This window comes from Photobacterium sp. GSS17 (assembly GCF_028621875.1).
Taxonomy (GTDB): Bacteria; Pseudomonadota; Gammaproteobacteria; order Enterobacterales; family Vibrionaceae; genus Photobacterium; species Photobacterium ganghwense.
Window position 1 is genome coordinate 1,464,035 of record NZ_CP117518.1, and the last position, 14,902, is coordinate 1,478,936.

The following is a 14,902-nucleotide window of genomic DNA, read 5'->3' on the forward strand; positions in this document are numbered from 1 at the left end:
GGAAAAAGTAACAACTTCCCTGTACTTGACGACAAACCGCAGAAACGAAAAAGACGTTAGCAAACCTTACTCTGCTAACGCCTTTAATAAAAAGAGCATCATGTTACGTATAACGCACATGTTTAAGTTTGATTATTACGCTTGGTTTAACTCTTAACCAACGTCGCAATCAGTACAATTTTGTAGTGCGATTTCGTGTTCAAAGACTGCTACATCGTTACCTTCGGCCAGCAGCTCAGCAATTTCATCCGCAACTTCTTGCTCATCATCCGCTTCAACTTGATCCGCCAGTTCTTCTTCCGAGTAACCGTAGAAATTCAGCAATAAGTACTCACGCGCTTCTTCTTTAGTCGTACACGTAACGTTCACCGAAAAATCTGCCTCAACGTTACCTTGCGCGAGAATCGCAGCCACTTGCGCTAAGACATCTTCTTTCATCGCAGGCGTTAACCAACCAAGATCAGTGCTAACCGTGGTTTTTTTACAGCTAAAACAAGGGAATTGATGAAAGTAATATTGAAAATCAGTCATAGATAATTTCTTCTTTGGGTGTTGAATAGCAAGATTATGCGCGTTTTCCAGCAAAATACTATCTTAATAGACATTGAAAGCTGGGTGATCGTGGCCAATATGACACTTGGCGCACAATGAAACAGAACTTACCAATCAGCGAATGCAAAAAGCATGGTTATAGGCTCAGCGCTCTCAAGCGAATCTGTAGTGGCCTAGAAGATTAATGGACATAACTAAATTAGAGTGAACGCATGATATCCTAACCTTCGCATAAGTTAGATTTAGGCAAAAAGAATTAGGCAGCGTGTTTGAGTGATCTTATTGATAACTACTATCTTCAAATAATAAATATCAAAATTTGCTCAATAAAAGCGGTAACAACCATCGCCATAGAGGAATTCAAGCTTTTTAAAGGGAGTATGAAAAAAGCGCTCAGACACAGAGCGCTTTTAGGGTATATCTATCGAGTGGCTTGCCACCCTTTGATGCACGTTTCTAACTCATAAAAATTGCTCTACGACCAACCGATGACCGATCGTTATCCTAAACACCGTACTCTTGCCGATTTTTGTTTTATCGGATAACCACGACACCCAATTTTGTGTAAGAAGAAATAACTTTATTCCTGATTGATAAAAAAAAGTTTGTGGTAACCACTTCGAATACAGCGAAAGTAAGCCCATAAAGTGAACTTTGATTGAAAGCCGTCATTCAAGTGATGCAGCGCTTTTTCTTCGACAGGCATACGTACGGCACCTGATCATTTATCAACCGTTAGAGATATTAAATATGCCTTCAAGGCGTCTTTATCACTGTTTAGCTGTTTCACAAGTGTAGAAGTTTCCTTATAGCCCAGCCTCTTTTTCAGCTCAATCACGGTCGGGATCAGCGAATCAACATTCTGCTTATTCGTCTCGGGATGAAGCCGGATCCCAATCACGCATTGATCGGCAAACACCGCCACACCTTTGGTCAGGTGATCAACGGCATCGAGCAGGTTGGTGATCACCAGCATGCCCCAGGGTGTGTAGTCCAACTCACCGTGGCCATGACTCAGCTTCACCGTCGTACAATGCCCAATCGACTGCATCGCACACTGCACCATGAACTCCGGAATGGTCGGATTCACTTTCCCGGGCATGGCACTGGAGCCCGGCTGCACAGCCGGCAGTACAATTTCCGCCAAACCGGTTTCCGGCCCGGACGCCATCAAGCGGATATCCTTGGCCATTTTGACCAAAAAGCCCGCCAGGTTTTCCACTTCTGCCGCTAAGGCCACCTGCGCATCCAGTGACTGGCTGCACTGATAGAAATTACAGTGCCGGGTGTAATGCCCGCTGGTGGTCTGGTTCAGCGCCTCGATACACTCGGCCGCAAACGCCGGGGAGCAATCCCCTGCCCGGCCGATGATGTTGGCACCGAGATTCACTGCCAGCAACCCATCGCAGGCCCGAGTCAGTTTATCGCGATACGATTCGACAGAGGCCAGCATCCCGCCCCAAAAATCGGCAAAATCAATCGCCACCGCGTCCTGCAGGCAGGTCCGGGCAATCTTTTGCTGCCCCCGGTGCTGCCGTTGCAGACACTTCAAGGCATGTTCGAGCCGGTGCATTGCTTCAATCAATGACAGACCTTCGGCGCGCGCGGCAAGATGACAGGCGGTTTGCAAGGCATCGCTGGTCGAGTGGTTGAGATTGATGTGATCATTGGGGTGCGCCGGTGTATAGCTGCCCGGCGGCTGGTTGTAGAACTTGCTGTTGACCAGATTGGCAACCACTTCATTGAGATTCATATTGGTGGAAATCCCGCCGCCGCCGTGAAAGGCATGGACAGGGAAAAGCGCGGGGGAAAAATCCTCCATCAGGGACTGGCACACAATCTCAATGTTCATCCCCAACACCGCATCCAGCTCACCATGGTTCCGGTTCACCCGGGCCGCGGTTGCTTTGACCGCCAGCAGCCCTTTAACGAGCGCCGGATAATCACCCAGGGTCTTCTGCCCCGCGACCGGGTACAAGTTCAGGGCGCGCTGGGTTTGGGCGCCGTAAAGCGCATTTTCCGGCACCGGGATCGGGCCGATCCCGTCCGTTTCCGTTCGAAATGTCATCTCTTTTCCCCCCTAACAGTCAGGCGCGACAGGGCTTTGCCGCGCCTTTGGTTTTTTGGTGACAGTTTCAGACTGGCGAATCAATCGTCGCCGTGATACACCCAGATACATTTGGTCTTGGTGTAGGACGACAGAGAATGAATCGCCATTTCCTTGCCCCAGCCGCTCTGGCGGAAGCCGCCAAACGGGCTACTCAGGCCGTAACAGCCATAGCGATTGATAAAGAACATCCCGGCATCAATCTTATTGGCCATGCGGTGGGCCCGTTTGACATCCGCAGTGTAGACGCCGGCTGCCAGACCGTAAGGGGTCGCGTTGGCAATCTCGATCGCTTCCTGCTCGGATTCAAAGGCAATACAGCACAGCACCGGGCCGAAAATCTCTTCCTGGGCAATCCGCGCAGTCGGCGAAACCCGCGAGAATATCGTCGGACGGATGTAGAACCCCTCAGCATTATCGCCCGTGGTATCGCGATAACCACCGGCCACCAGCTCGGCTTCCTGCTTGCCAATCTCGATGTACTGCATGATTTTGTCGAACTGAGCCTGGTTACACTGCGGCCCTTGCTGGCTCGCCGGATCAAACGGGTTACCGCACTGAACGGCTTCCGCTTTGGCAATGAGCTTTTCAACTACCTGATCGTAAATTGATTCCTGGATCAGGAAGCGGGTCGGCTCCGAACATTTCTCCCCTTTGTGCGAGAACATCACGGTAAACGCGCGATCAATGGCTTTGTCCAGATCCGGCGTATCGGCGAAGAAGATACACGGCGACTTGCCGCCCAGCTCCAGCGTAGTGGCCTTAAGGTTCGACGCTCCGCTGTTCTGGATGATCTTGCGGCCCACCGGGGTGCTACCGGTGAACGAGACTTTGTGGATATGCTCGCTCAGGGTCAGATGGTTCGAGGCTTTGCCATCGGCCACCAACAGGTTCAACACGCCGGCCGGCAGATCCAGATGCGCGTCGATCAGTTCAAACAAATAGATAGCAGTCAGCGGGGTGAACTCCGACGGCTTGAGGATCACGGTATTGCCCATCGCCAGCGCCGGCGCCAGTTTCAGCGCCGCCTGATACAGCGGGAAGTTCCAAGGCGCGATCAGCGCGCAGGCACCCACCGGCTCCTGGCTGGTAAAGTTGAGGTAGTCTTTATCGACCGGCGACGTTTCCCCGTAGTATTTGTCGGTCCAACCAGCGTAGTAATCGAAAATATCGGCGCAGGTCGGGATATCATCAACCAGTGACTCCCCAATGAGCTTGCCGTTGGCCAGTGTCTCCAGCACCGCCAGCTGCTCGGTATGGTCGCGAATGAGCTGGGCAATCTGGCGCAGGATATTCGCCCGCTCCGTCCGGCTGGTTTCCTGCCAGACACCGGATTGATGACATGCGTTAGCGATCTGCGCGGTTTCTCCGACCAGTTGCTCCGAAGCCAGCGCAATTGAACACAAGGTTTGCTGGTTACTCGGGTCAATGATCTCCCACGCCAGCTCAGCGCTGCCGGACACCCATTGGCCACCGACATATTGCTGCTTTTCTTTTCCGAGCCATTCCTGCGCCCATTGTTTTGCCTGTGCCAGGGTCTGTTCCATCTTGCTTTCTCCTCATCCGGCATTGCCTGTGTAATAAACAGGTTCAATATAGTGAGTTCACATATCCGCAACAAACGAGTCTAAGTCATACCGGAATGACATATAATCATGCCCCCGGCACCTTCAAAGGGGCTATGTTTAACACACTGATCTCTTTGAACTTCTCAAAGGCATGTCTCCCACTGCACAGCGATGGCCGACCCTGTACGTACTCATTTTGTGATGAAGGATAATTCGCGTGAGAACACTTCCCCCGCTCAATTCACTGAAAGTCTTTGAAGCCGCAGGCGAGTGCCTGAACTTTACCCTGGCCGCCAGAAACCTGAATGTCACCCAAGGTGCCGTCAGCCGACAGATCCGCCAGCTGGAAGAGTACCTGGGCGTCAGCCTGTTTACCCGCACGCCCGGCAAGCTGGGACTGACTGCCGCCGGACTCGAACTGCTCCAGGTCATTCAGGGGTCCTTTTCGGAAATTGAGAAAGAAATCGCGTCCATTCGCGATCCGAACTTGCGCCAGCGACTGACGATTCTGGCCCCGCCGACCTTCTGCTCGCGCTGGCTCAGCCCGCGGATCGGCAGTTTTGCCCAGCTCTTTCCCCAGTACGAGTTGCACCTGTATACCGACAAAGAAGAAGGGGTCAGTTTTGATCTGGAGATCTGTTTCGAGGAAATTAACCGCCATCTCGAAAAAGATCGCATCCTGTTCGTCGAAAAGTATATTGCGGTGTGTAATCAGGACCTGCTGTCTGATTGCATGAAGCTGGAGCAGAATGCCCATCGGATGCTGCATATCCGCCATAAAGGCGATCACCTGCCCAGTTGGGCCGACTGGCTGGCGGCGGCCGATATTCCCCTGCCCGCCGGGCACCCGCCCGGGATCACCATGAGTACCCAGGAGCAGGTGATCAACGCGGCTATTGCCGGCAGTGGCTATGCGATTGTCGATCAGAATATGGTCGATTTTTCACTGAAAAGCGGGGCGTTGATCCAGTTCAGTCCGCTGCAGGCGCGCAGCCGCTACGGCTACACCCTGAAAGTGTCTCCCGCCAAACTGGGGATCGGCAAGGTGGATAACTTCTGCGAGTGGCTCAAAGACCGGGCGCTGGATTTGTTTTGACCTGGCCTATTTAAAGGGGAGCTCTCGTTTCAAATACAAATCAAACCACGAAAAAAGCCCCGGCGAAACCGGGGCAAAAGAGAGGGTAACTCTGAAATCACTATCCAAGCGGGGCTTAAGCAAACAGACCTTTTGCCGGACGCGGGTCGCGTGGGATCCGTTTCCCGGCCGTGTAATCATTAATCAGATCACACGGGGTGTAGTTGCGATCCAGCTCATACAGCTCTTCCTCAGTCAGTCTGGTTTCCAGCGCGGCCACCGCACTGTCGAACTGGGCTTGGGTATCCGCCCCCACCAGCATGGAAGAGACCTGAGGTTTGGACAGCACCCAAGCCTGCGCAATCTGCGCCGGCGTGCAGCCCCGGTGCTCTGCCACTCGGGCCACCGACTGGGCAATCTCAAACGAGACTTTGTCGTTGTACATTTCGGTGGTAAAGAAGTCGGTCTGATTGCGAGTCGATTGCAAATCATTGGTCAGAATACCGCGCGCCAGCGGGCTGAACACGGACACCCCGATTCCCTGATCCATACAGAATGGGATCATTTCCCGCTCTTCTTCCCGGTAAGCACAGTTGAGCTGCAACTGCATGTTAATCGGCTTCGCCCAGCCATTGCGCTCACACACCTGGAGGATTTTCGCCAGCTGCCAGGTGTACATGGTTGATACCCCGATATAGCGCGCTTTTCCGCTGCGAACAATATCGTTCAGTGCGCCCATGGTCTCTTCAATCGGCGTCGATGTATCAAAGTAGTGCAGCATGTAGATGTCGACATAATCCATGTTCATCCGCTTGAGCGACGCGTCAATCGAGTCCATGATGTGCTTACGTGAGTGACCGTAGCCATTCACATCATCATTCATGGCATAACCGACTTTGGTGGTAATGATCATGCGGTCACGCTGGCCAATCCGGTTCAGCACATTACACACCACCTCTTCCCCCGCCCCTGTGGAGTAGAAGTCCGCCAGGTCGATGAAGTTCACCCCGTGATCCAGTGCATGACGGATAATCGGCTCACTTTCTTTTTCATCGAAGATCCAAGGTTTCCACGCTTTCGATCCCATGTTCATGGTGCCCAGGCACAGGCGGGAGACGCGAAGCCCTGATTGTCCAAGTTGTACGTATTCCATGTGAAATCCTTGTTATTTACCAAATAATGAAGCGATGTTTCGCGTGACGTTGGTCGCCGTGTCGGGCTCTGTTGCGGGCTCGAGGATCGCTTTCCCGTCGACAACCTTAACCATAGAAATCAATTTGATGAGTGACAGTCCGGCGCCAATCACAATCAGCATCCCGGGCAGGCCGGCCAGATTGAACAGCATTTTCACGGCATCGACGCCGATGTAACTGGCACTGATCCAGGCAACGAACGCAATCGACAGGCCCCAGAACGCTTTGATCCACAGCGGCGATGTCAGGTGCTCGGCATCGGTGCCTTCCGTGCACAGGCCGCCAATGGCATCGGTGTTGGAGTCCGCCGCCGTAATGAAGGTAATGAAACAGACCAAGACAAACAGGGTGCTGACAACCGAGGACAGCGGGAACTGGTCAAACAGCACGTAAATGACGGAAGCAAAACCGGTTTCCTGATACGCGCGGTACAGCTCGCCACCCAATAAATCGTCAAGGTAAATCGAGGTACCGCTGAAGGTACTGAACCAGAAGAACCCGAACAGACACGGCAGGATGACATTGACGATGATGAACTGACGCACCGTGTAGCCGCGGGCAATTTTGCCCAGGAACAGTGAGGTCAACGGTGCCCAGGCAAACCAGCTGGCAAAGAACGCTACCGTCCACCAGCCCGGCCATTGGGAGTGACCGGAAGCCCCGGTGACCATGTTGCGCTGGAAGAACTCTGACAGATAAATCCCGAAGGTTTCCACGCCCAGTGACAGAATATAGCTGGTCGGGCCGAGCAGGAAGATGAATGCAATCGCCCCAAAGTAAAACCAGGTATTAATGCGCGAGAGGATCTGGATCCCGCGATGCAGGCCGGTCGAGGCTGAGAACAGCGCCGTACCGATGATCACCAACGCAATCATCCCATACATCACCGGAGACGTGGCCAGCCCCAGCGTACCGGTCAGACCGTCGCCGATCACTAGGATCCCGGACGTGAGCGTCGCAGACATCCCCATCACCACGGCGAACAGTGCCAGGCCGTCAATGGCATCACCGACCGGTCCGTCGATCAGTTTGCCGACAAACGGACGCAACATGGAGCCGATGGAAAACTTCATCTTGAGGTTATACAGCGCCAACGCAAACACCAGACTGGAAACGGTATAAATACAGTAAGGGGTGATCGTCCAGTGTACGAAAATGGTCGACATGGAGAACCGCACTGCGGCCGCAGAGTGGGGTTCGATATTTAAAAACTCCGGCGGATTGTAGTAGTGCACAATCGGCTCTGCCACTGACCAGAACAGGATCCCCATCGCAATGACGGTGGTCAGCGATACAGCAAACCACTTGAACGGCGAGAGGATTGGCGTGGCTTCTTCACCGCCGATTTTGACCCGGCTGATCGGTGCAAAAAACACATACACCACCAGCATCACCGCCAATACCGCCGAGAGCGAAAAAAGCCACGACAGATCGTCGATGATCAGGTTATTGATCGCCGATGTTGTTTCAATAAAAAACGCTTTATCCTGCACCGTGAAATACACCGTAATCAGCATGCAGACAAATGCAGGGTAAAACGTCAGTGTTCTGAGATTCTTCATAGACATTCCTTGTTACCTGTTGTTCACCATGGAGAACATTTTTGTAACATTTCAGCCCTAAAGCGAATGAGTTTAACTCATGGCATAATGAGTAGAGCGGCAACAAGTAAAGATGAAGACATTAACCTATTGAATAATAGAGTTTAATAACAAAACAACCTCTGATAAATCTCATGTAAATACGCCATTACGTCACTATTTTTTAAATTCCCAGAGAAATATCAACGCCACCGTGAATACTAATACAGCAGAATGAAATAAACTTTACCTACAAGAGAGCGTGGGCTAAACACTTAGTGTAGTTTCGCTCTTTCTTGAGAAAGTCATTATATAACCTAATGCATTAATAAATTTCAGATAATTTTTGATAAGGCAAAGCCACATAAATATGAATGAGCAATAAGTTCAACGTAACTTAGGGGCAAGAATAAGTCAGCATTGAGTAAACTGACTTAAAGATGGATAAAAGTAAGTTAGAAAAGTTGCTATAACTCGTCTGGTTGATATTGGAAAAAGTACCTTGAAGCCACAGTCGTTATGCCTTTTGTATTTTTATTAACCACCAAGACCTCCCATCAAATAAACGCGATCCAACTTCATTCGCTTCATTGATAAGAATCTCTACAACTGGTTGAGAGAACTCATATCTCAAATACGATTCATTAGCAATCCATGCGTGATAAACAGTAGCCCAGAACTCTGCCCCCCCACTCTTTCAATAAGTTTTGATTGGTTAAAACCAGTACTAGTCAAAATTTTGCTCCAAGTTGTACCCAGACGTTTTAGTTTTGGTGAGTCAGGCAAAGGTTCCCGGGTAGTAAAAATAAATTTTCCACCATCGTTTAAACACCGATGTACATCAGACAAAACTGCATATTCATCACTTGCAAATGGTAATGCATCAACACTTATTACCATGTCAAAACCACCAGATATGCTTCTGATGTCATCGAATGAAGCAACTTCAAATGTCACCATTTTAGCCAATCCATGTTTCTCCGCTCTATACCTCGCGAATTGAATTGCTGCCACGGTTCGGTCTAAACCAACAACAGGACAATCAAACTCTTTCGCCAACCAAATACTCAAACCACCTTAGCCACAGCCAAAATCCAAAATCCAAAATCCAAAATCCAAAATCCTCTTAGGCTTTAACTCTTTTAGTTGCACTAATAACTCTTTTGTACAACTACTGTAAGGTTGAATATCTTGCGGATAGATTTCTTCTGCGGCTTTAACCCATAGGGAATTAAAAAATGTATTTTTGAGTCTCTCTTCGTAGCTATCCATGCTCTCTCTCCGAAATATATTTTTATTCGTTATTAAATGACGTTGAGCCGCTTTCACTGTCGCAATGATGCAATGATGCAATGATGCAATGATGCAATGATGCAATGATGCAATGATGCAACCATTTCGTAGCACTTCAATTTATAATCAATAAGCTAGTGAGAAGAAAAGGAGATTAGATTGCAAAAAATCTAACACTTTTAGAAAGGATAACTTCTAAACTCTTTCGGATAAAGTTTTGGTAAGTCAAATTCGTATAGTCAGGGATTGGATGGGCATTAGCTCTAAGTGGAAAAGGGGCAAAACTAATCTAGAGCGGCCTACCAAATCTAGTCGCATCGAGGAAACGATACAGACAGATTTCATACAGCTCTGCGCTTCTTTCTGAATTTTTTCACGTTTCTTTATAGCGGCGATGACTTACAAGTCAGTAGACAAGGGCGGACAGACACATTGCTGTCCGCTCTTGGTTTTTTTGAGGGTGTCATATTGAAGCGCTTCATAGGCCAGCAGAAAACTGACTTACAGAAGCTTGGATAAGAACTGCTGTAGGCGTGGGTGCTTAGGCGTATCAAAAATATGCTCCGGGGTATCCCCGACCAACAACTCGCCGTCTTCCATAAACAACACCCGATCAGCCACTTCACGGGCGAAGCCCATTTCATGGGTGACGACCACCATGGTCATCCCGTCTGAGGCCAGATCTTTCATCACATCCAGCACTTCACCGACCATTTCCGGGTCGAGTGCAGACGTTGGCTCATCAAACAACATCACATCCGGCTTCATTGCCAGCGCCCGGGCAATCGCTACCCGTTGCTGCTGACCACCGGAGAGCTGTGACGGAAATACATTCATTTTATCGCCCAGCCCCACTCGCTTCAGCAGCTTTTCTGCTTCAAGCTCAACCTCCGCCTTTTTTCGCCCCAGCACTTTTTCCGGCGCCAGCATGACGTTGCCTTTCACCGTTTTGTGGGGGAACAAATTGAACGACTGGAACACCATACCGACATTCGCACGCAGATCATTGATGTTGGTGGTTTTGGCATACATGTCCATCCCATCCACCTGAATCGCGCCGGATGAGATCACTTCCAGTTGGTTCAGTGTGCGCAAAAACGTTGATTTCCCTGAGCCGGATGGCCCGATAATGACCACGACTTCACCGCGCTTGATGGTCGCGCTGACATCTTTCAGAGCATGGCACTGGTTGGGATAAATCTTGTTCACGTTCGTCGCGACGATCATGTCATCGCCTTGATAATTTCTAGTCACTGCTTGCCAGCCTCTTTTCAATCCGTTGAACACCCCACGACAAACTGGTTGTCAGCACCAGATACAGTCCCGCCACCACAAACCAGACTTCAAATGTGGCGAAGCTACCGCTGATCACTTCCCGCCCGGCTTTCGTCAGGTCGGTAATGGAGATCACCGACACCAGCGAGGAGTCCTTAATCAGCGTAATAAGCTGGCCAGCCATTGGTGGCAGAGTCCGCTTAAAAGCCTGTGGCAAAATCACATACAACATCGCCTTGGGATAGCTCATCCCCAGCGAGCGGGCGGCTTCCATCTGCCCCGGCGGAATGGATTGGATCCCGGAGCGGATAATCTCGGCGATATAGGCGCCGGTGAAAATCGACAGGGCAACGACACCCGCGGTGAACCGCTCCAGCTCAAAGATGGTGCCAAGGAAAAAGTACACAATGAAAATCTGCACCAGCAGCGGCGTACCCCGTATAATTTCGACGTACAGAAATGCCAGATTCTTGCTCACCGGATTATGAGAAATGCGCATTAACCCGGCCACCAGCCCGAGAATAATGGCAAAAAACAGCGACAGCACCGATATTTTCAGCGTGACCCATAACCCCAGTGTGACCGGGCCAATCGTCCACTGGTCACTGCGTGCCAGCACGTCACCTTCAAAAACCAGATCCCCCTGCTGAACCAGCCGCTCATCATATTTTGCGATGTGCTGGGCATCGTCGCTGTAATCAAAATTAATGGTGATGGAATTATCCGGGTTGATCACTGCGGTGCCGTCACCCTGTGCCCGATATTCCTGCGGGGTTGTATCGACAATGAACGGCAGCACCCGTTGCCATTGCCAGTTGTAATTTATGCTTTGTGATGCCTGGTAAATACCGAGCATCAGTGCACCGACGATGACTACTGAAACAAGGTGCCAGAGCCAGCGGTTGGTCGTCCTAATCATATACATCTTCCTTAGGCGTTGGGAGAACAGAACACTGACGGGGAGCGGCTGACCAAAGCCAGCCGCCGTGGTCTTACTGCACCTGGCTCAGCCAGCTGTCGTCTTTAAACCACTTGTCATAGATACGGTCGTAGGTACCGTCGCCTTTGATTTGACGCAGGAAGTTGTTGAGGAAGTTGAGCATGTCAGAATCGCCCTGCGCAATTGCCCAGCCGAGAGGCTCATAAGTGAAAGGCTGCTCAAGGTGCACCACTTTGCCCTTATTCTGAGCCGCGTAAATGGCGTTAAACGGCATGTCATAAATCAGTGCATCTGCTTTACCGTTGGCCACTTCCAGCGCAGCATCGGCCTGCGTTTCAAACACATTCAGCTTGGCTTTGCTGAGCATACGTTTGGTCGCCTGCTCGCCTGTCGTCCCCAGTTTGGTCACTACGGTGTACTGGCCGTTATTCAAATCTTTATAGCTGGTCACTTTGCCTTCCAGCTTAGGATTCAGCAGGATGCTCTGACCAATCACGATGTACGGATCAGCAAAGTTCACCCGCATGTTACGCTGGGCGTTGATGGTCATCCCTGCGTTGATCATGTGGCACTTGCCAGTCAGCAGCGTCGGAATAATCCCGTCCCACGCGGTGTTCACCGGTACATATTTCACTCCCATCTGACGAGCCATCATCTTACCAAGATCGATATCAAACCCGACGTAAGAGCCATTTTTACTCTTCATTTCAAACGGCATATAACCGGCATCGAAACACACACGCAGCTCGCCTGATTTAGCAATATCATCCAGAATCGGGCCGGCCGAAACCGATGCAGAAGCGCTTATTAATGCACAAGTGGCAACCATACCATTTACAAATTTACGTACAGACATCCTTGTATCCTTCTTATGAGTCTAATTGCAATGTATCACGCTGATACTTGCTTGGTTATAACAAATAAAATCCCGTTAACTCAAACACAATCGAACAATAAACCACCAACTCGAACCCACCAAGCCAATACCAAATCAGCATATTGTGGTTAGTAATAAATCAAATTCAGTACAAAATTTTCACATTAAAGACAAGACTAGCACACCAACCCGTGAGAATAAAAATTCACAAAGTATGATTTTTTAGTTTAATTTGCAAAACCAAACACTGTTTGGGACAAACACAGGAAAAAATCGGGAGATCACCAGAGAAAGAACTCAACGCAGGAGCCAAGAAGCAGTCGAGCCATAAGACAATCGAGACATAAACCAAGTCAGCGGGAGAGCTCAAACACCCGTTAAGCTTTAGGTACGATGGACAAGATGGGTACTACGAGCACGATGAGCAGCACAACCTAGCGAGAGTAACGCTGGCCATAAAGATCAGTGCTAACAGAGCACTCACAAAAAGAACACGGTCAAAAAGGCCGATGTTGAACAGGGGACGGATGTTGAGGGATTTAATGAAAAGAGACGACTTAAAAGGGCATTACTGAAAAAGACATGCCGACAATACATAGGAAAATCAGCAGGAAAATAAGCAGACTTAAAAAGCCCTGGTTTATAAAACACTAATTGATAGAAAACTGGTTGATAGAAAACTGGTTGATAGATAACTGGTTGATAGAAAAGGGTTAATAAGACACTCACCCACTCACAACTGCTAAGGGCATGTGCCCTTAGCAGCAACACCCCTCAGCATCAGGTTACCATTACACAATTTTCACACCGGCAGGCATAGCGCGCTCAGGGGTCAGCAAAACACTTTCCGATTCATCATCAGTTTCTGCACACAGCAGCATGCACTCAGACGTTTCGCCTCGCATCTTGGCTTTTTGCAGATTACACAGCACGACAACCTGTTTGCCCATTAACTCGTCCTCGGTGTAGTACGGTACCAGGCTGGTAACGGTCTGTAGGGTTTGCTCACCCACATCAATCTGGACTATATAGAGCTTGTCGGCATTGGCATGGCGGGCCACTTCAATGATCTTACCGACACGGATATCGAGTTTGGCAAAATCTGAATACGCAATCTTTTCCATTGGCTTGCTCCTGACAAAGTAAAACAAAAAGTAAAGTTTAGTAAAGGATAACGTTTACATTAGCAGAAACTGTAGATTTCATAAGTGGTAAAGATCGCATTTACACCAATTACTCTGATCCCTCATTGCCATAGTTACACATAGGGTGTTTAATTGCTGCCAACAGCATGGCAGAGGTAAAACATGGCAACGATCAAAGATGTTGCCCGCGAGGCCGGGGTTTCAGTCGCCACCGTCTCAAGGGTGATCAATCATTCCCCTAAAGCGGGCAAATCATCCATTGAAGCAGTTACCAAGGCGATGAAAAAGCTGGGATATCGCCCGAATGCTACCGCCAGAGCCCTGGTCAGCCAAAGTAGCAATACCGTCGGCGTCCTGGTTGGTGATGTGTCCGATCCTTTTTTCGGCACTATGGTCAAAGCCGTGGACAATGTCGCCCGGCAAAACGGCAAACATATTCTGATTGGCCATGGCTATCACAACGCACAGGATGAACGTCAGGCTCTGGAATTGCTGATCAACAACCGCTGTGATGCACTGGTCGTGCACGCCAAAGGCTTATCGGATGAAGAGCTGTGCAGCTATGCGCAGGAAGTGAAAGGGTTGGTACTGATCAACCGCCACATCGAGCAAATCGCCGATCGTTGTATTTCTCTGGATAACTTTAAAGGGGCGTATCTGGCCACGGAGTTTTTGATCCGCCACGGCCACCGCCACATCGCCTGCATCAGCTCTAACCATGATATTGAAGATGCTGATGCACGCATTCAGGGCTACCGGGCAGCACTGCTCGCACATGATATCCATCTGCCTGAAACCTATATCGCACGCGGAACGCCGGACAGTGAAGGGGGTGAAGCGGCAATGACCGAGCTGCTGACCAAGTCAGTCACAATGACGGGGCTGGTAACATACAACGACAACATGGCTGCCGGGGTCATTTCCGTCGCGCAGGAAAACGGAATACCTGTCCCCGACAAACTGTCTATTGTCGGGTTCGATGACGGTTTAATCGCCCGCTATCTCTCCCCGCGCCTAACCACCATCCGCTACCCGATTGAAATGATGGCCGAGCATGCCGCCACGCTGGCACTGCAACTGGCGAAAGACGCCCCTCAGCCCGCCGGCGCAACCATGCGGTTTACCCCGACCGTGGTACGGCGTGATTCAGTTGCCCGGGTGGGGTAAGTCACCGCACCGGACTTCTCACAGGCCATACGATTAAGGCTTCGAAGATCCCTCCCCAAAATAGAAACAAACAAGACAGAAACCACCAAGATAGAAACAAGCCGCCCTGCTAAGCAACGTTCATCGCAGG

Annotated in this window: 13 protein-coding genes; 2 read left to right on the forward strand and 11 right to left on the reverse strand. The window is 50.1% G+C overall.

Annotated elements, in window-relative coordinates:
- Nucleotides 1–153: 153 nt before the first annotated feature.
- The 3 genes from PGW97_RS22990 to PGW97_RS23000 form a co-directional block, all read right to left on the reverse strand.
- Nucleotides 154–531: a hypothetical protein gene (locus PGW97_RS22990; protein WP_207103845.1), complete on the reverse strand. Its 378-nt coding sequence runs from the start codon at nt 529–531 to the stop codon at nt 154–156.
- A gap of 742 nt (nt 532–1,273) precedes the next feature.
- On the reverse strand, nt 1,274–2,620 hold the full coding sequence (locus PGW97_RS22995) for a lyase family protein (protein ID WP_273859951.1): 1,347 nt from the start codon (nt 2,618–2,620) through the stop codon (nt 1,274–1,276).
- Between the two features lie 80 nt (nt 2,621–2,700).
- Nucleotides 2,701–4,206 carry an aldehyde dehydrogenase family protein gene (locus tag PGW97_RS23000; RefSeq protein ID WP_273859952.1) on the reverse strand — a complete coding sequence of 502 codons (1,506 nt, stop codon included), beginning with the start codon at nt 4,204–4,206 and terminating at the stop codon, nt 2,701–2,703.
- Nucleotides 4,207–4,444: 238 nt separating this feature from the next.
- Between PGW97_RS23000 and PGW97_RS23005 the strand changes: the two genes are divergently transcribed.
- Nucleotides 4,445–5,323, forward strand: a complete 879-nt coding sequence (locus tag PGW97_RS23005; protein ID WP_261603575.1) for a LysR family transcriptional regulator — start codon at nt 4,445–4,447, stop codon at nt 5,321–5,323.
- Between the two features lie 115 nt (nt 5,324–5,438).
- Here the strand turns inward: PGW97_RS23005 and PGW97_RS23010 are convergent, their stop codons facing one another.
- The 8 genes from PGW97_RS23010 to PGW97_RS23045 all read right to left on the reverse strand — a co-directional run bounded on the left by PGW97_RS23010 (nt 5,439) and on the right by PGW97_RS23045 (nt 13,584).
- Nucleotides 5,439–6,455, reverse strand: a complete 1,017-nt coding sequence (locus tag PGW97_RS23010; protein WP_273859953.1) for an aldo/keto reductase — start codon at nt 6,453–6,455, stop codon at nt 5,439–5,441.
- Nucleotides 6,456–6,467: 12 nt separating this feature from the next.
- The gene (locus PGW97_RS23015) at nt 6,468–8,057 is read right to left on the reverse strand and encodes a BCCT family transporter (RefSeq protein WP_261603571.1); all 1,590 of its coding nucleotides are present in this window, start codon (nt 8,055–8,057) and stop codon (nt 6,468–6,470) included.
- A gap of 648 nt (nt 8,058–8,705) precedes the next feature.
- Nucleotides 8,706–9,146: an SAM-dependent methyltransferase gene (locus PGW97_RS23020; protein ID WP_273859954.1), complete on the reverse strand. Its 441-nt coding sequence runs from the start codon at nt 9,144–9,146 to the stop codon at nt 8,706–8,708.
- A gap of 6 nt (nt 9,147–9,152) precedes the next feature.
- Complete coding sequence (locus PGW97_RS23025; protein ID WP_273859955.1) at nt 9,153–9,347, reverse strand: hypothetical protein; 195 nt, start codon at nt 9,345–9,347, stop codon at nt 9,153–9,155.
- Between the two features lie 522 nt (nt 9,348–9,869).
- Nucleotides 9,870–10,595, reverse strand: coding sequence for an amino acid ABC transporter ATP-binding protein (locus PGW97_RS23030; RefSeq protein WP_157038327.1), 726 nt, complete (start codon nt 10,593–10,595; stop codon nt 9,870–9,872).
- A gap of 19 nt (nt 10,596–10,614) precedes the next feature.
- Nucleotides 10,615–11,562, reverse strand: coding sequence for an amino acid ABC transporter permease (locus PGW97_RS23035; RefSeq protein ID WP_047886251.1), 948 nt, complete (start codon nt 11,560–11,562; stop codon nt 10,615–10,617).
- A gap of 73 nt (nt 11,563–11,635) precedes the next feature.
- Nucleotides 11,636–12,412, reverse strand: a complete 777-nt coding sequence (locus PGW97_RS23040; protein ID WP_373689514.1) for a transporter substrate-binding domain-containing protein — start codon at nt 12,410–12,412, stop codon at nt 11,636–11,638.
- Nucleotides 12,413–13,251: 839 nt separating this feature from the next.
- Nucleotides 13,252–13,584 carry a tRNA-binding protein gene (locus PGW97_RS23045; RefSeq protein ID WP_047886253.1) on the reverse strand — a complete coding sequence of 111 codons (333 nt, stop codon included), beginning with the start codon at nt 13,582–13,584 and terminating at the stop codon, nt 13,252–13,254.
- 183 nt (nt 13,585–13,767) lie between these two features.
- On the opposite strand from PGW97_RS23045, the gene PGW97_RS23050 reads away from it, so the two are divergent.
- A complete protein-coding gene (locus PGW97_RS23050; RefSeq protein WP_273859956.1) occupies nt 13,768–14,772 on the forward strand; it encodes a substrate-binding domain-containing protein in 1,005 nt (334 codons plus the stop codon).
- The last annotated feature ends 130 nt before the right edge of the window (nt 14,773–14,902 follow it).